The organism is Flavobacterium sp. 21.1 (assembly GCF_057801535.1).
The window spans coordinates 101,532-123,035 of record NZ_JBYNXA010000002.1; the positions used below are offsets into that span (position 1 = coordinate 101,532).

Here is a 21,504-nt window from a genome sequence, read left to right on the forward strand (position 1 = left end):
TTTATTTTACGGCAATCTGAATCGGACTTCGTACCTTTGTAGTTCTAAAATCGAAAAATCATGACAAAAGATAAGAAAAAGGGAGTATATACCGGAATCATTGAAAGAGATGCAGATGGGAATTATTTCTGCGGGGAATATTTATTGGATTATCAGTACACGGAAGCTAACTTTAAAGTGGGCGATGAGATCAATATCAAATCGGTAATTGAAAACCCGAGTGATAAAAGTTATGATAAGTACCCGAAGAAATCACGCAATTTCTTTCTTTCAAACGATAAAGAGTAAGACTCATAATTAAATCTTGTTACCTTGAGTAATTTATATTTTACCGACCGAAGCAATGTGAAACTCGAAGACGTGGTTTTCAATGAGGCCGTTTCCGAACAGATCAAACAGTTTTTATGCGAATATCAGTTTCGGGCCGTGCTTGAAAAGTACGATTTGCCGGTGGTAAACAAAATGCTGCTGTATGGCAAGACGGGCTGCGGAAAAACCATGACTGCAAAGGCAATCGCAAAACAGCTCGACAAGAAAATCATAATCGTTAATCTGGCCAGCATTGTTTCTTCGAAATTAGGAGAGACTTCTAAGAATATTGAAGGATTATTCAAGGAGGTTAATTACGAAAGTGCGGTATTGTTCTTCGACGAGTTTGATTCTTTGGGGCAGATCCGGGATTACGATAACAAGGATAACAGCGAGATGAAACGCGTGGTCAATGCTATTTTGCAGCTTATCGATAATTTTCCTAAGAAATCCATTCTTATTGCAGCTACCAATCAGATTCAGATGATTGACGATGCTTTAGTGCGCCGTTTTGAGCTGAAACTGGAATTCACGTCTCCTTCAAAAGAGGTTCTGGATAAGTATTACGACACATTATTGGCGAAGTATCCGACGCAATTTCAGCAATTGGACCGCATTTATGATGTTTCCTTTGCCGAAGCTAAAAATCACGTATTCAAATCGGTTAAAAACAATATCATTCAGGCAGAAATCCATAAACAGGCAAACCAATGATAAAACTTGTCCGAACTACATCCGATAATTCCGATTTCAAGCACCTTACCCAATTATTTGATACTTATCTGATTGATATTGATGGTGACGAAAAAGATTTCTTTGCACAATACAATCAGATCTACTTTGAAAATGTAATTATGTGTTATGAGAATGATATTGCTGTAGGATGTGGAGCGCTTAAGGCATATGATTCACAAACCGGTGAAATTAAACGCATGTTCGTACATCCCGACCATAGAAACAAAGGTGTTGCGATGTCGGTTTTACAGGAACTTGAAGCTTGGGCCAAAGAATTGCATTTTACTTCCTGTCTGCTGGAAACTTCTTTCAAACTCGAAAATGCCATTGCTTTGTATGAAAAAGTCGGCTACCGTAAGATACCATGTTATGGTCAGTATGTTGGTGTCGAGAGTAGTGTCTGCATGAAAAAAAATATATAACAGATTTCGATTTGCAATTTGTACTTTCGTAACGCTAAATTTTCAAACTTTAGGTTATGATGCAATGGGAACAGCTGCTGTCGTTAAGAAGACAGGGCGATACGAGTAAGCGATTACGAAAGGAACAGGACGATACCCGCCTGGGTTTTGAGGTTGATTACGACCGGATTATATTTTCTTCAGCGTTCAGAAGTCTGCAGGATAAAACGCAAGTCATTCCGCTTTCCAAAACCGATTTCGTGCATACGCGACTGACCCATAGTTTGGAGGTTTCGGTGGTAGGCCGCTCGCTTGGGCGATTGGTCGGTAAACAACTTTTGGAAAAATATCCTCATTTAAAAGAAATTCATGGTTATCATATGAACGATTTCGGTGCGATTGTGGCTGCGGCTGCTTTGGCGCATGATATCGGGAATCCTCCGTTCGGGCACTCCGGCGAAAAAGCGATTGGGGAATATTTTAAAACAGGCCGCGGACAACAATATAAAGAACATCTGACAGCTAAAGAATGGCAGGACCTTATTGATTTTGAGGGAAATGCCAATGGGTTTTCTGTGGTAACGGGCTCGCGTCCGGGTGTGGAAGGTGGTCTGCGCTTAACTTATGCGACGCTTGGCGCTTTTATGAAATACCCAAAAGAAAGTCTGCCCAAAAAACCTACTTCAGATATTGCGGATAAAAAATACGGTTTCTTTCAGCAGGATAAACCTTTTTTTAAAGAAGTAGCTTCCGAATTAGGAATGATTCCTAATAAGTCAGGTGAGGATATCGGATATGAAAGACATCCCTTGGCTTATTTGGTTGAAGCTGCTGATGACATCTGTTATACGATAATCGACTTTGAAGACGGAATCAATCTTGGCTTGATACAAGAAGAATTTGCGCTGGAATATCTGATCAAACTGGTGAAAAACAGCATCGATTCGGATAAATATAAATCATTGATTACTAAGGAGGACAGGATCAGTTATTTGAGGGCATTGGCCATCGGGAGTCTGATCAACGACGCGGTAAAAGTTTTTATCGCAAACGAAAAGCAGATCCTGGAAGGTAAATTTCCACATGCGCTTACCGATAAAAGTGAATTTAAGGCGCAGATGAATGATGTTATCAAGATCAGTGTGAAAAATATTTATCAGAGCAGAGAGGTGGTTGAAAAAGAAGTTGTGGGTTATCAGGTAATCAATACGCTTTTGGATAAATTTTCGTCCGCTTATAATAATAAATTCGAAGGAAAGTCCAGTAATTATGATGAATTGATCCTGAAATTACTGCCGGAAAAATTCGTGACCGAAAAAATGAGTCTGTACGAACGCCTGATGCATATCTGTCATTTTGTTTCAATGTTAACCGACGGTAAAGCGCTTCAATTATTTAAAATTATTCAAGGAATTAGTTGAATTACTGGAAATTCGGTTAAATTCTTTTGAAAACTGAATTAAATAATTAATTTTGTGGTACTTAACTAGAAAAACATTATTAATAGCTATGAAAAAAATTACTATCGGACTGTTTTTTCTGGCGTCGTTTTTAGGCTTCTCTCAGAATCCAATTGAGAAGATCAAAGCATACGCAGGGGAAAACCGAGCCAAATTTTCATTGACAACGGAAGATGTTTCCGATTTGGTTATTGTGAATGAATTTAGTTCCGAATCTACCGGGATTAATAACTATCACGTGAAACAACGCGTTAATGGTATTGAAGTATTTAATTCTGATTCCAATTTTTGGATAAAAAACGGTCAGGTGATCAATGGAGGCGAAGACTTTATTGCTAATATCGGGCAAAAAGTTAATGGAGCGACTCCGTCTTTTGACGTAACTGCCGCATTACTGCGTGTTTTACCACAATTGAATGAGGCTCCGTTTGCAGCTCAGATCATTGAAAAACAAGGAAACGAATATAAATTAAACAATGGCGTTCAGGCTGAATTCCCAATCAGAGCTGAACTTGTTTATTTCCGCACCGATGAGAATACACTGAAATTAGCCTGGGATTACGAATTTTATTCTCAGGATTTAAACCACTTGTGGAACTTGAAAGTGGACGCTTTAACAGGAACACTTCTTGAAAAACAAGACATGGTGTTGAGTTGTAATTTCGGTGGTAATCACACAGAGCATAATCACTATTCGAATAGATTTACGCAGACATTCTTCAAGGAAAGTAGTGCTGTTTTATTGACTCCGGGAACTACCAACTACCGTGTGGTGCCTTGGAACTATGAAAGTCCAAACCACAGCCCAAGACAATTGATCACTAATCCGGAAATGACGACGCCATCGGCTACTGCGCCATCGCCTAATGGCTGGCACAATACCAATGGTACAATTGGAGGAGGAACGGTTGCTACTCAGTTTACCATTACAAGAGGTAATAACGTGTGGGTAAAAGATGATGTCGATGCTAATAACGCAGGTGGATCTTCTGCGACAGGTGCTGGTACTTATCCTAACCTTACTTTTGATTTTGCTTATCCGGGTACTGGAGTTGCAGCAAGTACCTATTTGCCGGCTGCGATGACGAACTTATTCTACATGAATAATATCATGCATGATTTGTGGTACAATTATGGATTTAATGAAGCTAACAAAAACTTCCAGCTTACGAACTATACCGGTAGAGGCGGTGTAGGAAACGATGCGGTTAACGCTGATGCACAGGATGGTTCTCAGGCTTCACCTCCAAACTTAAATAATGCCAATTTCTCAACTCCGGCAGACGGATCAGCTCCAAGAATGCAGATGTATTTGTGGGATGCGGGACCGAAACCTACAATGACAATCAGTGCGCCTGCTTCAGTAGCGGGAACTTATACGGTTACAGATAACAACTTTAATCCTGGGCACGTTGCTTTGCCTGCTTCTCCGGGAGGAATCAGCGGATCATTTGTTTTATTTGATGACGGTGCTCCGGATTCTTCAGATGCTTGTACAGGTGCTGTCAATGCAGCTGCATTGAATGGTAAGATTGCAATCATCAGAAGAGGTACTTGTACTTTTGTCGAAAAAGTAAAATTTGCACAACAGGCCGGTGCTACAGCTGCGCTTGTAGTTAACAATGTTGCCGGTGGTATTATCATGGGTGGAGCTGATGCGACAATCACTATTCCTGCCGTAAGTATTACACAGGCAGAAGGGGAAGCATTAATCGCAGCGTTAAGCAGCGGAACTGTGACCGGAATTATCTCAGGTCCTGCAAGTGCTTTCGTTAATACGGACGGAGATCTTGATAATGGAGTTATTGCTCACGAATATGGTCACGGTATTTCAACACGTTTATCAGGTAACTGTTTGTCAGGTAGTGCTGAACAAATGGGTGAGGGTTGGTCCGATTGGTTCTGGTTAATGATGCAGATCAAACCTGGAGATACAAGAAACGATGCCAGAGGTATGGCTACTTTTTGTGCCGGTCAGCCGACAACAGGAAACGGAATCAGAGAGTACAAGTACTCTACAAATATGGCTGTTAATCCACATACTTTTGGGGATACTAACGATATGTGGTACAACGACGGAACTCAGGACAGAGTGGACGTTCACTCAGTAGGTTCGGTTTGGGCTGTGATGTTATGGGACTTAGCTTGGAATTATATAGACAGATACGGTTACGACCCTAATATCTACACTGGTACAGGGGGTAACAATAAGGTAATGCGTTTGGTTTTGGATGCGATTAAATTAGATGGTTGTGATCCTTCATTCGTGACGGCTCGTGACGCTATCATCGCTGCAGATCAGGCAACGACAGGAGGACAGAATTTCTGTATGATCTGGCAGACTTTTGCAAGACGCGGACTTGGAACTAATGCTACTTCAGGAAGTGTTGCCGGAGTTGCCGGTATTCGTGATCAGGTAGAAGGATTTGCAATTCCTGCATCATGTGCTGCCGGAGTAAATGATATCTTCAATAACAAAGGTATCCGTGTATATCCAAACCCAACAAAAGGACAGTTGAATATCGCAATCAGTGATTACGCCGGAAAATTGTCAATCCAGGTGTTTGACTTAAACGGAAGAAGCGTTTACAATCAGGATGTTAATGATTTTAATGCAGAAAGTGCAATCAATTTAGGCAATCTGCAGTCAGGTATGTATCTGATTAAAGTTAACGGAGAAAATGTTAACTATACACAAAAAATCATTCTTAACTAAGAATTGAGAATTAGATATATAGAAAAAGGGAACCCAATCGGGTTCCCTTTTTTATTTCTAGATTAATATGTTCTGTTGGAAATGTGCTTCTTCAACTTCGGCTATTAGTCCATTGTAGTCCGGATTATGGTTGTCCCATATTTTCCAGACGCCGTTTCTTTTTTTGATGAAGTAAGTCTGTCTGTTGATCTTATTATAGATTCGGATCGGGTTGTCACTTTCGTCGGTCCATTCAATGTTCCAGAATTCTTTGGCCGACAAAACAACCAGATTTTCATCGGAGCTGATCATTTTGAAATCATACACTTCAAAATTGGAACGATTGTCGGTCGTGTTGACTTTGAAGTTTAAGGCAGCATATTTGAGGAACGCATCGGTAATCCTCTTTGTTAATGGCGCATCTTCGAAAGTGTGGTTTGTTAATTTGCTTAAATCGAGATCAGGAAGGCTTTTAAGGCATTTAAACTCTTCAAGGCAATGATTCTGAATCAGCTTTTCAAAATCTTCTGCTAATGGCTTGTATTGATGTTTTTCTGATTCCGATTCAAGAAACTTTTGATGTGACAGGAAGTCGTTTAAAGATGCGAAGCCTAAAAAAATGGCCAGCTTGTCTAATGTTTTTAAAAAACGTAAGTCGGGGTTTTCTTTGTCAGTGTAAGCGTCGTTGAAGATTCTTTGCAAAGTCATTCCCGAAATGGTCAGGTTGGCTTTATTTTTTTTAGATTCCCGGGATGAAGTTGTTTTTAATAAAGCTTCGGAAATAATTTGGGAAAGAATAATACATTGCGTTCGGTTCCAGGTGGCGTTGGGGCCAATGGAACTGTATACAACGGAAGGATGCAACCTGATGCACTCCTTGAGTTGGTCAATAATAGTTTTCATTTTTGGTTGTGTTGTTGTTGCTGGTTAGTTCGTTATCTTAATTCAATAGTATTTGATTTTAAATTAAAAATGTAAATGTAAGATTTTTTTTCTTAAAAGTCGTAAGTTAATCCGACGCCTAATATTTGCTTTAACTGTAATTTGGGACCGCGGGTCACCTGTACGCCGTTAACATCTTCTTTGGATTTGATATCGTCATCGTAAATTACATTCGTCAAAACGTTTGCACGTACATGCGCATTGACTTTCATATCCAATTGTATTTGCCAGTCGACATCAATGTTTCCGAAATTATTGATATAATCGCTATACAAGACCAAACGGTGGTCAAGCATAATATTTTTGAAGATTTCCTTTTTATATCGGTTGGTAATTAATATACCCATTTCAGTTCTGGTTTTTTTACCGTGACTGATAACGTTTCCGGTTTCATCATAGACTGCTTTGTCAACCCCAAAAGAACCCTGGTCGGCCAAACGTTCGTCCAAAACAAGAGTGGTTTTGAAAGTTAACGGCGAGAAATAGAAGGTTAGACCGCCTTCCCCTTCTTTTTTCACATATTCCGTACCGACTCCGAAAAAGATATAAGCCGGAGCAAAAGGTTTTGAAATCGCATAATCCGTATTTGGGTACGCATAACCGTTGGTGAATTGCGTATTAAAGTTAAACTTAGCAGAATAATACCAGTTTGAAATTGTATCCGTTTTAAAACCTGCAGTCGAATTGAGTTGGACCGCATCATCGGTTTTTCGGGCTTCTAGTCCGTCCTGCTTATTCATTCCGTAACGGGCAATAAGTTCACTGTACCAAATGAAGCGTCCTTTGGTGTACTTTCGGGTAAAGTTACCTTTTAAAATCCCGGAAATGGCATTTTCACCACCGGCACTCCAGTTGATAAAGGCTACCTGGGTTAAATCCAGTCCGACGCTGTTTTTTTTCTCCCATCGCTTGATGGTATCCGGAACAGAAGTACGGATCACATCTTGGGCAATACTTTGCTGAAACGATACAATACAGATTAATCCTAATAAATAGGTTTTCAAGGAATTCATGACAAAAGCTTAGGTTAAATTTGGTGCAAAAATGAACATTTTCAACGACTTGAGAAAATGCTTTTCAAACTATTAACGTCGATGCCGCAAATTTGTTGTTGCTCCAAAACAGTGCCCTGTTCTATAAAAATGTCCGGAATTCCGATTTTTTTTACAGAAACGGAATAGTTGTTTTCGGTGCAGAAAGAAGAAATCAAACTTCCAAAACCACCAATAACCGTTCCTTCCTCAAGGGTAATAAGGTGTTCGTGATTTTCGCAGATGGTTTTTAAGGTTTCCGTATCCAATGGTTTTACAAAGGGGAAGTGGTAGTGCGAAAATAGTTCGTTATTTTCAATCTCATCAAGTGCTTGCGCCGCATTGTTTCCTATAAAGCCGGTGGATAAAATAGCAGTCTTTGAACCTTTTCGGAGTAATTTTGCTTTTCCGATTTCCAGTTTTTCAAAAGGTTGCTGCCAGTCAATTATGAGTCCGCGTCCGCGTGGATAACGTATAGCGATCGGATGTTCCAGTCCCAATTGGGCAGTATACATGATGTTTCGCAATTCCAATTCATTCATCGGGACACAAAGTATCATATTTGGGATACAGCTAAGATAAGCCAAATCATAGGCGCCGTGATGTGTTGCGCCGTCTTCACCAACTAATCCGGCCCGATCAAGACAGAAAATTACCGGTAAATTTTGCAGCGCGACATCATGGATCAACTGATCGTAAGCGCGTTGCATGAAAGTGGAGTAGATATTGCAAAATACAACCATTTCTTCCGTAGCCATTCCTGCTGCTAAAGTAACCGCATGTTGTTCGGCGATTCCTACGTCAAAAGCTCTTTTCGGAAAGGCATCCATCATTAACTTCATGGAAGAACCTGTTGGCATGGCTGGTGTAATTCCGATGATTTTTTCGTTTTGTTGTGCTAGTTCCACCAATGTGTGTCCGAAGACATCCTGGAATTTAGGCGGAAGGTTTTCTTCTGATTTCGGCAGAATTTCTCCGGTTTCCTTGTTGAATTTCCCCGGAGCATGGTATTTCACCTGATCTTCCTCAGCTAATTGCATCCCTTTTCCTTTGGTGGTTATGATGTGTAGGAATTTGGGGCCTTTTTTATGTTTTAATCGGTTGAGTTCTTTTAAAAGCGCATCAAAATCATGCCCGTCAATCGGACCGGAATAATCAAAATTCAACGATTTGATCATGTTGTTTTCCTTCGGGTTTTTTCCCTCTTTAACCGAAGTGAGGTAATCTTTCAAAGCGCCCACACTCGGGTCGATCCCAATAGCATTGTCGTTCAGAATCACCAGAAGGTTCGCGTCGGTAACACCGGCATGGTTCAGGCCTTCGAAAGCCATTCCGGATGCGATTGAAGCATCTCCAATAACTGCAATATGCTGTTTCTCGGTTTCGCCTTTTAAATTTGACGCCAAAGCCATTCCCAAAGCCGCTGAAATAGACGTTGAGGAATGCCCTACACCAAACGTGTCATATAGACTTTCACTGCGTTTCGGAAATCCTGAAATGCCGTTAAGCTGTCGATTCGTGTGAAAAACGTCTTTTCGTTCGGTCAGTATTTTATGCCCGTAAGCCTGATGTCCTACATCCCAAACCAACAGATCTTCCGGTGTGTTGAAAACGTAATGCAAGGCAATGGTTAATTCAATCACGCCTAAACTGGCGCCCAAGTGTCCTTCTTTCCTGGAAACTACATCGATAATGAAGTCGCGCAGTTCTTTCGCTAAGAGCGGCAATTGCTCAGGAGCGAGTTTTCTTAAATCGGTCGGGTTGTTGATATTTTGTAAGAGATTCTCAGACATAAAGCAAATGTACGATTTGAAATTGTATTTTTGTTTTCATGGAAGCGATTTTCACCGACGAATATTTTATGAAAAAAGCCCTACAGGAAGCCGAAGTAGCTTTTGAAAAAGGCGAAATTCCCGTGGGAGCAATTGTAGTGGTTGATAATCGCGTTATTGCCCGTACCCACAATCTTACCGAATTACTTAACGATGTGACCGCACACGCCGAAATGCAGGCCATTACTTCGTCAGCAAATTTTCTGGGTGGAAAGTACTTAAAAGACTGTACGCTTTATGTTACGCTGGAACCATGTCAAATGTGTGCAGGAGCTTTGTATTGGAGTCAGATCACCAAAATTGTTTTTGGTGCGCGTGACGAACATCGTGGTTATATAAAAATGGGCACCCAACTGCATCCGAAGACTATTGTGGTTAGCGGAGTAATGGAAGAAGAGTGTGGTAATCTGATGAAACGGTTTTTTGCTTCTCGAAGAAAATAAAACTGCTATCCGTAAGAATGGCAGTTTTGTATATCATTTGTAAAATCTTATTTAATTGCAACCTTGTTCAATGTCACAGCTGTTTTCATCGGTTGTGTTTTGTAGATTAAATGCCAGGTCAAACCCGCCATCTTCCCATGCTTTTTGCAGGACTTCTAAAAATATATCGGGAGATTGCGCACCGGTTACCGCATATTTATTGTCGAAAACAAAAAACGGAACACTGTTCACACCAAACGATTGTGCTTCGTTCATTTCCTGTTCGACTTCATTGGTATAGATGTCCGAATCAAGAACCGCTTCTGTTTCTTCCATTTTCAATCCTGCTTCTACGGCAAGTTTCAACAATGTCTCTTTATTGTCGATATCCAACCCTTGTGTGAAATGTGCCTTGAATAACAGTTCTTGGAAAGCATCCCCTAAATTGTGTTTTTTAGCCAAATGTGATAAGCGATGTGCATTTGTGGTATTGGCTAAAATTAATTTCTCAAAATGATAGTCCAGACCGACTGCTTTGGCCTGTTGTGTAACATTTTCGTGCATGGCAATGGACCAGTCTCTGTCCCGACCATATTTTTTGGCAAGACGATCGAAAGAGTTGTCTTCGGGCTGGTATTTGGCTCTGGGATCAAGCTGAAAGCTTTTCCATTCTACGCTAACTGAATCTTTATTTTCGAACTGATCCAATGCCAGTTCCATTTTTCGCTTTCCGATATAGCAAAACGGGCACATTACATCCGACCAGATTTGTATTTTCAATTGATTTTTCATTCTTGCTAAATGATTTATAATGGCAAAATTAGGGTATTTGTATCTGTATTGATTTTAGTTTAGGTTTTTATTGGGAAAAAGAAAGTTTAAAAAAAGGCATTAAAAAAACCGCCTCGTTTCACAACGGGCGGTTTTTATCTTTAAAGTAAGAGTGTTTTATTTCTTAATCATTTTTTTAGTGAAAGTAGCGCCTTCTAAAGTGGTTACTTGTACTAAATAAGTTCCGGACGAGAGACCCGCAACATTAATTTCGTTGTTAACAAGAGTTGTGTTCGCTTTTCTTCCGTTCAAATCATAAATGACAACTTCTTTAACTTCTTTGTTGAAAGTGATTTTGTCGGTTGAAGGGTTTGGATAGAAGAAATAGTCTTTAGCCACAAGGTTGTTTTCATGGGTACTTAAGGTGGTTTCAATATAGATAACATTTTTGAAAACCGGGCCCCAAACCCCGTTAGAGTCTTTAAGACGTACGTTAAATACGTGATACCCTACCGGTTGCGCAATGGTTATTCCGTTTTTGAATACAGATTCCAAAGCAGTATTAAGGTTTCCGTCCATGGCTATAAGCGCAGTTCCGCTTCCTTCACCCGGATCGGTGTCCCAAAAATACTCGGCTTGGGTAATTGTAACCGGTGGAGGGGTAAGGGTTTGATCGATACTGATGATGTTTGAAAAAACGGGTCCCCACATACCATTGCTGTCTTTTATCCTTATGCTGAATTTGTGTATTCCCACCGCAGGTTTCGCGATACCGGATTGCAACACGGTTTCTAAGGCTGTGTCAAAGTTACCGTCTAACGCTAAAAGTGATGTTCCGCTGCCTTCACCCGGATCGGTATCCCAAAAATATTCGGCTTGCGAAATGGAAACAGGAGAAGGTGTAAGGGTTTGATCGATACTGATGATGTTTGAAAAAACGGGTCCCCACACTCCATTGTTGTCTTTTATCCTTACGCTGAATTTGTGGATTCCTACTGCAGGTTTAGCAATTCCGGTTTTGAAAACCGTTTCTAAAGCGGCGTCGAAATTACCGTCTTCTGCTAAAAGCGTTGTTCCGTTTCCTTCACCTGGGTCGGTATCCCAAAAATATTCGCCTTGGGCAATTTTTACTTGGGCCTGAGCGGTCAATATGCCAAAACCCAATAATAAACTATAGATGTACTTTTTCATAAGATATTTCTAAAATTATTTAGAATACCCTGTAGCAGAAGCATCGATTGTCGTGGTTCCCGGGTATACTCTTCTCGGAGTGTCTAAAAAGAAAACCTGTGGTTTACCGGTAGTGTTTGTTGGCCAGTAATTGTCCCAGCTGTCTGACCCTCCGAAAGGACCAATATCGTTCAAGCTTAAATCTAAATCTTGGAATTCCGGTTCAGGGTATCCTGCATTTACATGCTGAGTTCCGCTGACAGTATAAGTTGTTGTACTCACAGTTACTGTGGATCCGCTAATGTTTGAAGCTTGGCTGGTAACTCCCAAAGTATTAAAAACCAGACTGCTGTTTGTTAAATTGTAAAAAGCGTAAACACTTGCAGTTGTAGAGCCATTTTCAACTTCAGTGCCGGGAGTATAGGAATTGACGATAATGTTATTCAGTAGACTAACAATAGCACTGTTTGTTATTGCGCCAGACAGATTGATTGTTCCGCCTGAAGAAAGTGAATTTGAAATGTAATTATTTTGGATATAATTGGTGCTGCTTGTTTTAAGGCCGTTTATAGCTATTACTGACGTTCCAACTGCCCCGTAAATAAAGTTATTGGATACTGTAAACCTATAATTTGAATTTATAAAAACTTGAGTTGGTATTTTGTTTCCAATAATAAAAATATCTGTTGTTGCCAATACGTCGCCGGTATCTTTTGATAGTAAAATTCCCCCTATCGAATTTCCTGTTAGCTTACCGTGTTCGAAGCTTATTGCGTTTGCAATTGTTGAGCCCGATACGTTTAAGGTTGTATTGTTGTATCCAGCATTTAAAGTCGAACTAAAAGTCGAATTTGAGATATTAACAATGGTTCTTCCACCTGCAGGAGAATCAGCAGTTGTTGAAAAGGTTCCTGTTAATCCTAAATTGTTAATGTTTACCAATCTGCCTACGACAGGTGTTACAGTTACTGTTCCTTGCACCAAAAATCTTGCATTGGCAGTTTCACTTACAAAAGACAAATTTTTGTCTATCGTTAAGTTTTCTAAATAAGGGATCCCTCCCGCTTTTGGCTTGATAATGATTCTGTCGCCGTTGTTTGCAGCCGTAATAGCCGCTGAAATTGTTGAATAAGCGCCTCCGGCTCCCATGTCACGAACGTACAAATCAGCAGCTGAAGCGGCTGTACAAAATAAACCAGTAATTGCAAAAAATGCAATCTTTAAATTTTTCATAAGTTTTATTTTTAAGAATTTTACTGCGAAAATATGTTATTTTTTTACCTTAAAAATTGGTTCATTGTTAATATTTGTAAATAAAATTTGACTTTTTGTCTATGTTGCTGATAATCAAATTTGTAAGAATATACTTTTGTTGTGTTTTTTTGTAAGAAAGGGCGTTTTTTTTAAGATTTGGAGTGGTGTTTATGTGTGTAAGAAATACTTGCGATAATTTAAAATTGTGGTGTCATTTTTAAGGAAGTTGGTTTTTTGGAGAATTTGTTTGGGATAGGTAGGAATTGGAAAACTTTTAAAAATAAAAAAACCGCCTCGTTTCACAACGGGCGGTTTTGTTTTGGTTTTTATCGAACTTCATTTCCTTCTTTGTCAAAGAAATGGTATTCGAGGAACGTGTAAGCGTCACGCGGTATGATTTTAACCCATTTTTTATGTTCAAAAAACCATTTTGAACGTATTGATGGAAAACCTTTGGTAAGGTATGCTGCCACAAAAGGGTGTGCGTTTAAAACAACCTTTTTATGGTCTTTGGTAATTCTTTCAAGATCAGCCACTATTTTATCGACAATCAAGATTGGAGCTTCGATTTCCCCATTTTCATTATTAGGGTCTTCTTCTCTTGTTTTGATATTTACTTCGGGTCTGACTCTTTGTCTAGTAATTTGAATTAATCCAAATTTGCTAGGAGGCAAGATCTTATGTTTCGCCTTGTCATCGCTCATTTCCTCTTTCAGAAAATCGTATAATTTTTTACGATTGTCCGGATTCTGCATGTCTATAAAATCGACCACAATAATCCCGCCCATATCGCGAAGTCGTAATTGTCGTGCAATTTCTGCGGCGGCAATCATGTTTACTTCCAGTGCGGTGTCTTCCTGGTTGGTAGCTTTGTTAGATCGGTTACCGCTGTTAACATCGATAACGTGCAAAGCTTCGGTGTGTTCTATAATCAGATAAGCTCCTTTGCTCATAGAAACCGTTTTTCCGAAAGACGTCTTTATTTGTCGTTCTATATTGTACTTTTCAAAAAGAGGTAAATCCCTTGATTGATAATGCTTGACAATCGAGACTTTTGAAGGAGCTATTTCTTGCAAATAGTCCTTAGTTTGATAATACAAATCTTCATCATCTACATAAATTCCCGTGAAAGTATCATTAAATACATCTCGTAAAATGGATGAAGCTTTGTTTACTTCGCCCAAAATTCGGGAAGGATGATGCGCTGTTGGAATTCGTTTGCACGTTGCTGACCATTTGTCCAGCAAGTTTTGCAAGTCTTTGTCCAGTTCGGCCACTTTTTTGCCTTCTGCTACTGTACGAACAATAACACCAAATCCTTTTGGCTTGATAGATTGAACCAATCGTTTTAATCGGTCTTTTTCTTCTTTGGATTCGATTTTTTGCGAAACCGAAACCCGATCCGAAAAAGGGACTAAAACCACATATCTGCCGGCCAGTGAAAGCTCGGAGCTTATACGCGGACCTTTGGTAGATATCGGCTCTTTAACTACCTGAACGAGAATAGACTGATTAGCGCTCAGCACATCGCCGATGGCGCCATCCTTGTTTATTTCCGGCTCAAAAGGAAAGTTTTTTAGGGAGAAATCTTTTATTTTACCTGCGCTTACAAGTTTGATGAATTTCATCATGGAAGATAGGTTCGGACCTAAATCGTGATAATGCAGGAAAGCATCTTTCTCGAAGCCAACGTTCACAAACGCGGCATTAAGTCCCGGAACCGGTTTTCGGATCTTGGCGATAAAAATATCACCTACCTGAAAGCCGCTTCTTTCTTCGCCACCTTCTTCCTTGTGTAATTCAACTAGTTTTCCATCTTTTAATAAGGCAAAATCTACGGCATCTGAACTGGTTCGAATAATTAATTCTTTGTTCAAAATGTGTACATTTTTATCTGTTTTTTCAGAAAATAGAAAATAGAGAATAGAAAATAGATTGAAAAATCTAAAATCTAAAATTCAAAATCTAAAATCTTATTTACAGATGGATTAAACAATTTTTTACAGGTATTGTACCCGGAGAAAAAGAGATAAGTAGAGAATAGATTAAAGAAAATAGATTTTTTGAATCTAGGTTCTATTTTCTTTTCTCTTTCATCTTTTTTCAATTTCAATGAACTTTTTAATTCTAAAAAAAGAAAAAGTAGTTTTAAACTACTTTTTCTTTTTGTGACGGTTAGCTCTCGCTCTTTTTTTACGTTTGTGAGTAGCTACCTTATGTCTTTTTCTTTTTTTACCACTTGGCATAACTTGTAGTGTTTAGTGATTAATAAATTAGTTAATTTTTCGCTTCCGTATTTGTTTTTACTCCATCAACAAATATTTTTGCCGGTTTGAATGCCGGAATGTTGTGAGCAGGGATTTTAATTGTAGTGTTTTTAGAGATGTTTCTTCCGGTTTTCTCAGCTCTAGTTTTGATGATAAAGCTTCCGAAACCTCTTAAATATACATTGTCTCCAGTCTCCAGTGAGTTTTTAACCTCGTCCATAAAAGACTCAACTGTTGCTTGAACGTCTCCTTTTTCAAGACCCAATTTCTCAGAAATTTTCGCTACGATGTCTGCTTTCGTCATTTTCTTTCGTTTTATATTGATGTGTAATTTTTTGAGTGTGCAAATATAACAATTAAAAAAACAATTTTTCAACCTTAATCGATTAAAATTTAATTACATAAAGTTTTATTTTTGTTTTCCAATTTTTAAAGATGGATTTTACTAACTTGCTAATTCAATGGTATTTACGTGAAAAGCGTGATTTGCCGTGGCGAAAAACTCCTCATCCATACCCGGTTTGGCTTTCCGAAATCATGCTTCAGCAAACGCGAGTTGCTCAGGGATTGCCTTATTTTTTGCGTTTTACGGAAGCGTTTCCGACCGTTTTTGATCTGGCTTCCGCCGAGGAAGAACAGGTGTTGAAACTCTGGCAGGGACTAGGATATTATTCCAGGGCCAGAAATCTGCATGCCACGGCCAAACATATTGCCTTTGATCTGAATGGGGAATTCCCAAAGACTTATAAAGAGTTGCTTACCTTAAAAGGAGTTGGGGAATATACTGCTGCTGCCATTGCGTCGATTGCTTATGGAGAAGCCGTTCCTGTTGTTGATGGGAATGTATATCGTGTCCTTTCAAGATATTTTGATGTGGAAACCGATATCGCGTCGGCATCTGCAAAAAAAGAATTCTTTGATTTGGCGGGTTCTTTATTGCCTGCTGATCGGGCTTCCGAGTTCAATCAGGCGCTGATGGAATTTGGTGCCCTGCAATGCGTGCCTAAAAATCCGGATTGCGGGATTTGTGTTTTGAACGAAAGTTGTCTTGCCCTGCAGCAGGATAAAGTGGCGATGCTTCCGGTGAAGCTGAAGAAAACGAAAGTTACCGACCGTTATTTTAACTACCTTATTATAAAGGATGTTAATGGTAATTCGATGATACAAAAAAGGACGGGAAAAGGGATTTGGCATAATTTGTATGAATTTCCGTTGTTGGAGACCGTTGCCGAAGATGATTTTGACACGACCTTTCGCCTGATTGAAGATTTTTCTTTTGGTTTTAAGCCAGTGCATATTAAGCCGTTACATCATTCGCCCATAATCCATAAGCTTTCGCATCAGCATTTACAGATTCGTTTCTGGGAAGTGGAAGTGGATACCATGGTTGAAAATAGTATGCCGCCTGATAGGATTATGGCGTTTCCGTTTCCGATAGTCATTCATAATTTTCTTGAACAGCATTGGCAAAAATGAGCAGAAAAGTATTATATTTGATTAATACAGTAGAGTTATGAAAAAAATAGTGTTGTTTCTTTTTTTGGTGTGCGGTTTACAGATGTATTCTCAAAAGGCTCAGGGCAGAGATCCTTTATATAAGAGCGATATGGAAGCTTTTCTCGTGCAGCCTGCGTATTCAGTTGTGGTTTCCACTTATAAAAGCCCGAGTGAATTTGAAAAGACACTTTATTTGAAAGCTGTTCTGGGTAACTGTCAAGCATCAAAGGGAGCTAAATTGACTTTGAGTAACGGGGAAACTATTGATTTGCCAAATGCTGTCGTGAATTGTGAGCAAAAAGACGGCATTACCTATACAGTTGTAAAAATTGATCTCACCAATAATGGGCTTCTTGGGAAATTGAAATCTACTGATATTGTAAAATATCAAATTGGGAAGACTGAAATTCCTTTCATGTTCAAAGAGAAGGGTGAGGATTTAAAATTAATAATCAAATTTTCAGAAGAAAATAATTAAACATACAAGCCATGAACGGTACATTGAACAAGGTGATTTTGATCGGACATTTAGGAGATGACGTCAAGATGCACTATTTTGAAGGAGGAAATTGTATTGGACGATTTCCGCTAGCGACAAACGAAGTATATATTAATAAGACTACCGGTGAAAAAATTACCTCCACTGAATGGCATAATTTAGTAGTACGCAACAAAGCCGCCGAAATTTGCGAAAAGTACCTTTCCAAGGGAGATAAAATCTATGTGGAAGGTCGTATCAAATCCCGTCAATGGCAGGCGGAAGACGGAACCACTAAGTACACTACCGAAATACAGGTGACCGAATTCACGTTCCTGAATGTGAAAAAGGAGACCGAACAAAGGCAGGGTGGCGGTTATTCATCACAAACGAATGAGCCTCCAATCGCACCGTCCGGCGGTGATGATATGCCGTTTTAAGCGGAACATCAAATAAACTTTCCAAAACTGCGTTTCACATTGTATCTTTACGCCCTAAATTAGCGTAAGGATTTCTGTTATGATAAAAAATAAGAGTATCGTTCTGTTGGCAGGATTTTTTATTTCGCTGGCATTCGTTGGTTGTCAGGATGAAAGCGTTCCTAAACCAAAAAGCCATTTGAGCTTGGAATACCCTGTGGCAAAATACAAGACGTATGACTTTCCGGGTGGTTGCGGTTACGGATTTGAAGTGAATGAAATCTCCCAGATCAAGACCAAGAGTGATTGTTCGCTGGAGATCCAGTATCCTAAAATGAAGGCGACTGTCTACCTGAACTACAAAACGGTAAACAATAATATCGATCAACTGCTTCGCGATGCGCAGAAATTAACTTACGAGCACGTAATCAAAGCCGATGACATTGCAGAACAGCCTTTCGTGAATCCGGAGCATAAAGCCTACGGAATGTTTTATCAGGTGGGTGGAAATGCGGCAACCAATGCACAGTTTTATGTGACCGACAGTACGCGTCATTTCTTAGTGGGTTCGGTATATTTTTATGCAAAACCTAATTATGATTCCATACTTCCGGCGGCGGCGTATATCAAAAATGATATGCGAAAGATCATGGAAACGGTCAATTGGAAATAAGATGAAAATAGCAATAAGGAACTCGGAGGGGTTCCTTTTTTATTTGTCTTTAATGGACTGTTATTTTTTAAATTATTGGTTTTAAGTTTTTTAAATCCCTAAACGACTTTTGATTGCTTTGGCGTAGCTAAATTCAAAAGTAATAAAAAAATTGTGTTTAAAATTATTTTTTTACAAACTTAGCACGTATTTGGTGTTAATATTTTATTTTTATTATAAATAAACACAAGTGGCGTGTTAAATAGATATATTATTTTAATTTGACACGAATTATGTGTCAGGTTATTTAAAAATTATAAATCAACACAAATCCTTTGAGTGTAATTATCGCCAACAAAAGTCTTACTTTTACTCAGGATTTCTTACGGTGTAGTTCGAATTCTTTTGCAGGGAACACAACAGGATTCCGATGCATTCACACAGTTTTTATAATTTGTCAACATGAAAAATAAAATTGCAATCCTGATGGTATTTGCCTGCTTTCAACTATTTGGGCAGAGTTATTCGGCAAAATACTATGAGGAAAGTTTAACTTTTGAAGCAAAGAAGGACATTGATCAGTCTTTGGCTTCCATTAATAAAGCCCTGGAGATTGAAGAAGAAAAAAGGGAGTATTTGCTGCAAAAAACCAAGCTTCTTTATTTTAAATCCCAATGTAGGGAAGCGCTTGATGTTTTGGAACAGGTCGTTACAGCGGATAAAAAATTTGATGATCTTACCGTAACTTATTATGCAGAATTGGCGGATTGTTTAGGCAATAGCCAGCAAGCGATGAATGTACTCCTGGATTATATTTCAAACAATAATTCCCCGGAAATTATGACTGTGGTGGCGCAGCGCTATTTTAAGTTGCAAAAATATGATGAATCAATATCTTATTATCGCAGGGTAGTTGAGCTGAACCCTAGAGATACCGACGCAATAATTGACTTATCCCGAATTTTATTCACGGTTAAGAGTCGTGAAGAGGCTTTGAACGAATTGACGAAGGGATTAGAAGTCAATGAAGACAATTTGGACTTGTTGGGTTTCTTGGTCAGTTATTAATGAAATAAAAGAGTATGATAAAGCGATAGCCGTTGAAAATAAAATTATTGGTTTGGAATATAAACGGAAACATCTGGCCAACAGAGCCCTGTTATACGAATTGCTTGGGAACAGGAAAGAAGCGTACGAAGATTATAAACGAATCGTAGCCTTGGAAAAATGTGATTTAGAGTATTACAAAAGAATATTGCAGTATGAGTTTGACAACAGGTTGTATGACAATATTATCAGGAATAGTCAAAAACTAATCAGTTGTAATAAAGAGTATGAAAGTATAGTATTGGACGGCTTATGTATGGCATCGTTTTTTCAAAAGGATTTTTTCAACGGAAATAAGTATCTTGAAAAACGACTTAAGCAGAATCCGGACAATTTTAATCCCTACTATTTAAAAGTCCTCACGTTATTTGAGCAGAAGAATTATGGCGAAATTATAAAATATACTGAAAAAGCCCTTAGCGCAACAGATTTAGAAGAAGAGGGCCGAAATATTATTGCAGTGCTGAAGGTTGGCTATTATATCTTAAGCGAAGACTACGACGGACTAATTGCGTTTTATAAATTGCGTGAGATTAAAACATTAGGCAATAATAATGCGACGGTTACTGTTCTTACGGTCCCAAACGGGAAATCTGAGATAAAAACGAACTTTAATAAAGAAACCGGTGTAATAAATACGTCTTTGTCAATTTCAAATAAAACATTGCAATTATTAAAAGACAAATACGGGTTTCAATTTGATTTTTATTGATTTTTGCTAATGATCCATCTAGGTTTGTGGATGAGTATATAAGATGAAGTTAATCCGATTTTTATTTTTTTTAATGCTGTTCTCCTGCGGAAACCCGGCCAAGGAGTATACGCTTCCAAACCGAGTGGAAAAACTGAGCAACAAACAGATTGAGGTGCTCTCGAACAACAGCTATTATGTATTTAAGAGTTATTATTCAGACCGGACACGTTGCCCTCTGAACGATGAAAGAATCACTTTTTCTAGGAAAGGGCAGATAATATGCAAAGGGGAAATAATAGGAACGTGGGATGCAAACAGAAGTATTTATTTTTCAGGATTCGATGAGAAATACGTCATGTCTTATATTAGTGATTACCTGATAAAATTACAAACCTATTATGTTCTGGAAATGAACGGGATAAGCCCTTTACTCGGGTGGTCTATTTGGAAAGCCATAATGCTGGCCATTCGATTAAACGCGATACTTCGACCGTTGATTTTTAGAAAAGAATTACATCAGCAAGACAAAACCGATTATGAAACAAATGCCAACATCTGGGACAGTATTTCTGAAAACACTTTTTCTTTTAGTAATTGCGGTTTTCAGTCTAAACTTCATTCAAATAGAAAAAGAAGCTTTTACCGCTTTTATTAAAGAATTTGATCAAAATTCCAAGTTTCAAATGAGTCGGATTTCCTTTCCGTTGAAAGTGGCGCATACCGAAATCGGAGAAACCAAAGAGCGTTTTTACCTGGTCAGCAAAAAGGAATGGAAACATGAAAAAATGCTGGACAATAAGGACAGGAAAGTTATAACTAAGATCCTAAAGAATGCAGATGGAAGCATCGGCGTGCAAAAGGCGATCTATGATACGGGCGTGCAGGTTGTGTACATTTTCAGGATGACGAAAGGGAAATGGTATCTTGTGAAGATAATTGATGAATCTACTTAATTGTTTTAAATACGGAAGTCGCTAATAGATTATGAAAGGAAATAAGTTTTTTTGGTTATCAGTAGCAAGCCTGCTGGTTTTTGTTCCTTTATCTTTTTATTTGGATGAAGTGCTCCATTGCCTTGCGAACTTTTTTTATTCAGATGACAGTATTCCATTAGAATACAAGAAAGACGTCTATTATTTTTACGATGAGAAAAGGCGGTTTAAAATGATGGCAACGATTGCATATCTGTTTTTACTCACTTATTCGTTCCTGTATTTATGGATTAATTCAAGTCATGTATCGGCAAAGGCTATTTTGGTCTTGAAGTGTGTATTGGTTGTTATTGCATTTTTGTTATCCATTAAAATCGGAGTATTTGTTACATAATAGAAAAATTGGAAAATGGTGAGAAATAGGAGCTTGAAAAGG

22 protein-coding genes are annotated in these 21,504 nt (G+C 38.7%); 14 read left to right on the forward strand and 8 right to left on the reverse strand.

Annotation, left to right across the window (positions count from 1 at the left end):
- Nucleotides 1-60: 60 nt before the first annotated feature.
- From AC3E9U_RS03785 to AC3E9U_RS03805, 5 genes are all read left to right on the forward strand, one after another.
- The gene (locus tag AC3E9U_RS03785; protein WP_488745586.1) at nt 61-288 is read left to right on the forward strand and encodes a hypothetical protein; all 228 of its coding nucleotides are present in this window, start codon (nt 61-63) and stop codon (nt 286-288) included.
- Nucleotides 289-312: 24 nt separating this feature from the next.
- Complete coding sequence (locus tag AC3E9U_RS03790; RefSeq protein WP_488745587.1) at nt 313-1,023, forward strand: AAA family ATPase; 711 nt, start codon at nt 313-315, stop codon at nt 1,021-1,023.
- The gene (locus AC3E9U_RS03795) at nt 1,020-1,466 is read left to right on the forward strand and encodes a GNAT family N-acetyltransferase (RefSeq protein ID WP_488745588.1); all 447 of its coding nucleotides are present in this window, start codon (nt 1,020-1,022) and stop codon (nt 1,464-1,466) included. Before AC3E9U_RS03790 ends, AC3E9U_RS03795 begins: the two co-directional genes overlap by 4 nt.
- Nucleotides 1,467-1,525: 59 nt before the next feature.
- On the forward strand, nt 1,526-2,866 hold the full coding sequence (locus AC3E9U_RS03800; protein WP_488746130.1) for a deoxyguanosinetriphosphate triphosphohydrolase: 1,341 nt from the start codon (nt 1,526-1,528) through the stop codon (nt 2,864-2,866).
- Nucleotides 2,867-2,954: 88 nt separating this feature from the next.
- Nucleotides 2,955-5,621 carry a T9SS-dependent M36 family metallopeptidase gene (locus tag AC3E9U_RS03805; RefSeq protein ID WP_488745589.1) on the forward strand — a complete coding sequence of 889 codons (2,667 nt, stop codon included), beginning with the start codon at nt 2,955-2,957 and terminating at the stop codon, nt 5,619-5,621.
- A gap of 57 nt (nt 5,622-5,678) precedes the next feature.
- Here the strand turns inward: AC3E9U_RS03805 and AC3E9U_RS03810 are convergent, their stop codons facing one another.
- The 3 genes from AC3E9U_RS03810 to AC3E9U_RS03820 form a co-directional block, all read right to left on the reverse strand.
- Nucleotides 5,679-6,503, reverse strand: a complete 825-nt coding sequence (locus AC3E9U_RS03810) for a hypothetical protein (protein WP_488745590.1) — start codon at nt 6,501-6,503, stop codon at nt 5,679-5,681.
- Between the two features lie 92 nt (nt 6,504-6,595).
- The gene (locus AC3E9U_RS03815) at nt 6,596-7,555 is read right to left on the reverse strand and encodes a DUF3078 domain-containing protein (protein WP_488745591.1); all 960 of its coding nucleotides are present in this window, start codon (nt 7,553-7,555) and stop codon (nt 6,596-6,598) included.
- Nucleotides 7,556-7,596: 41 nt separating this feature from the next.
- The gene (locus AC3E9U_RS03820; protein ID WP_488745592.1) at nt 7,597-9,366 is read right to left on the reverse strand and encodes a 1-deoxy-D-xylulose-5-phosphate synthase; all 1,770 of its coding nucleotides are present in this window, start codon (nt 9,364-9,366) and stop codon (nt 7,597-7,599) included.
- Nucleotides 9,367-9,404: 38 nt separating this feature from the next.
- Between AC3E9U_RS03820 and AC3E9U_RS03825 the strand changes: the two genes are divergently transcribed.
- Nucleotides 9,405-9,848 (forward strand): nucleoside deaminase, encoded by a 444-nt coding sequence (locus tag AC3E9U_RS03825; protein WP_488745593.1) that lies wholly within the window; start codon nt 9,405-9,407, stop codon nt 9,846-9,848.
- Between the two features lie 51 nt (nt 9,849-9,899).
- Here the strand turns inward: AC3E9U_RS03825 and AC3E9U_RS03830 are convergent, their stop codons facing one another.
- From AC3E9U_RS03830 to AC3E9U_RS03850, 5 genes are all read right to left on the reverse strand, one after another.
- The gene (locus AC3E9U_RS03830) at nt 9,900-10,619 is read right to left on the reverse strand and encodes a DsbA family oxidoreductase (RefSeq protein ID WP_488745594.1); all 720 of its coding nucleotides are present in this window, start codon (nt 10,617-10,619) and stop codon (nt 9,900-9,902) included.
- Nucleotides 10,620-10,775: 156 nt separating this feature from the next.
- Complete coding sequence (locus tag AC3E9U_RS03835) at nt 10,776-11,789, reverse strand: T9SS type A sorting domain-containing protein (protein WP_488745595.1); 1,014 nt, start codon at nt 11,787-11,789, stop codon at nt 10,776-10,778.
- Nucleotides 11,790-11,804: 15 nt separating this feature from the next.
- Nucleotides 11,805-13,001, reverse strand: coding sequence for a hypothetical protein (locus AC3E9U_RS03840; protein WP_488745596.1), 1,197 nt, complete (start codon nt 12,999-13,001; stop codon nt 11,805-11,807).
- Nucleotides 13,002-13,348: 347 nt separating this feature from the next.
- Nucleotides 13,349-14,899, reverse strand: a complete 1,551-nt coding sequence (locus AC3E9U_RS03845; RefSeq protein ID WP_488745597.1) for an Rne/Rng family ribonuclease — start codon at nt 14,897-14,899, stop codon at nt 13,349-13,351.
- Between the two features lie 400 nt (nt 14,900-15,299).
- The gene (locus tag AC3E9U_RS03850) at nt 15,300-15,614 is read right to left on the reverse strand and encodes an HU family DNA-binding protein (protein ID WP_473964696.1); all 315 of its coding nucleotides are present in this window, start codon (nt 15,612-15,614) and stop codon (nt 15,300-15,302) included.
- A 110-nt stretch (nt 15,615-15,724) separates the two neighbouring features.
- Between AC3E9U_RS03850 and mutY the strand changes: the two genes are divergently transcribed.
- The 8 genes from mutY to AC3E9U_RS03890 all read left to right on the forward strand — a co-directional run bounded on the left by mutY (nt 15,725) and on the right by AC3E9U_RS03890 (nt 21,089).
- Nucleotides 15,725-16,765 carry an A/G-specific adenine glycosylase gene (gene mutY / locus AC3E9U_RS03855; RefSeq protein ID WP_488745598.1) on the forward strand — a complete coding sequence of 347 codons (1,041 nt, stop codon included), beginning with the start codon at nt 15,725-15,727 and terminating at the stop codon, nt 16,763-16,765.
- Between the two features lie 37 nt (nt 16,766-16,802).
- Nucleotides 16,803-17,264, forward strand: a complete 462-nt coding sequence (locus tag AC3E9U_RS03860) for a hypothetical protein (protein ID WP_488745599.1) — start codon at nt 16,803-16,805, stop codon at nt 17,262-17,264.
- 11 nt (nt 17,265-17,275) lie between these two features.
- The gene (locus AC3E9U_RS03865) at nt 17,276-17,704 is read left to right on the forward strand and encodes a single-stranded DNA-binding protein (protein ID WP_488745600.1); all 429 of its coding nucleotides are present in this window, start codon (nt 17,276-17,278) and stop codon (nt 17,702-17,704) included.
- 79 nt (nt 17,705-17,783) lie between these two features.
- Nucleotides 17,784-18,356, forward strand: a complete 573-nt coding sequence (gene gldD / locus AC3E9U_RS03870; RefSeq protein ID WP_488745601.1) for a gliding motility lipoprotein GldD — start codon at nt 17,784-17,786, stop codon at nt 18,354-18,356.
- Between the two features lie 441 nt (nt 18,357-18,797).
- The gene (locus tag AC3E9U_RS03875) at nt 18,798-19,403 is read left to right on the forward strand and encodes a tetratricopeptide repeat protein (RefSeq protein WP_488745602.1); all 606 of its coding nucleotides are present in this window, start codon (nt 18,798-18,800) and stop codon (nt 19,401-19,403) included.
- Nucleotides 19,360-20,154: a tetratricopeptide repeat protein gene (locus AC3E9U_RS03880; RefSeq protein WP_488745603.1), complete on the forward strand. Its 795-nt coding sequence runs from the start codon at nt 19,360-19,362 to the stop codon at nt 20,152-20,154. The genes AC3E9U_RS03875 and AC3E9U_RS03880 overlap by 44 nt, the downstream gene beginning before the upstream one ends.
- Nucleotides 20,155-20,197: 43 nt before the next feature.
- Entirely contained in the window at nt 20,198-20,791 is a 594-nt protein-coding gene (locus AC3E9U_RS03885) for a hypothetical protein (protein WP_488745604.1), read from the forward strand.
- A 28-nt stretch (nt 20,792-20,819) separates the two neighbouring features.
- Nucleotides 20,820-21,089 (forward strand): hypothetical protein, encoded by a 270-nt coding sequence (locus AC3E9U_RS03890; protein ID WP_488745605.1) that lies wholly within the window; start codon nt 20,820-20,822, stop codon nt 21,087-21,089.
- The last annotated feature ends 415 nt before the right edge of the window (nt 21,090-21,504 follow it).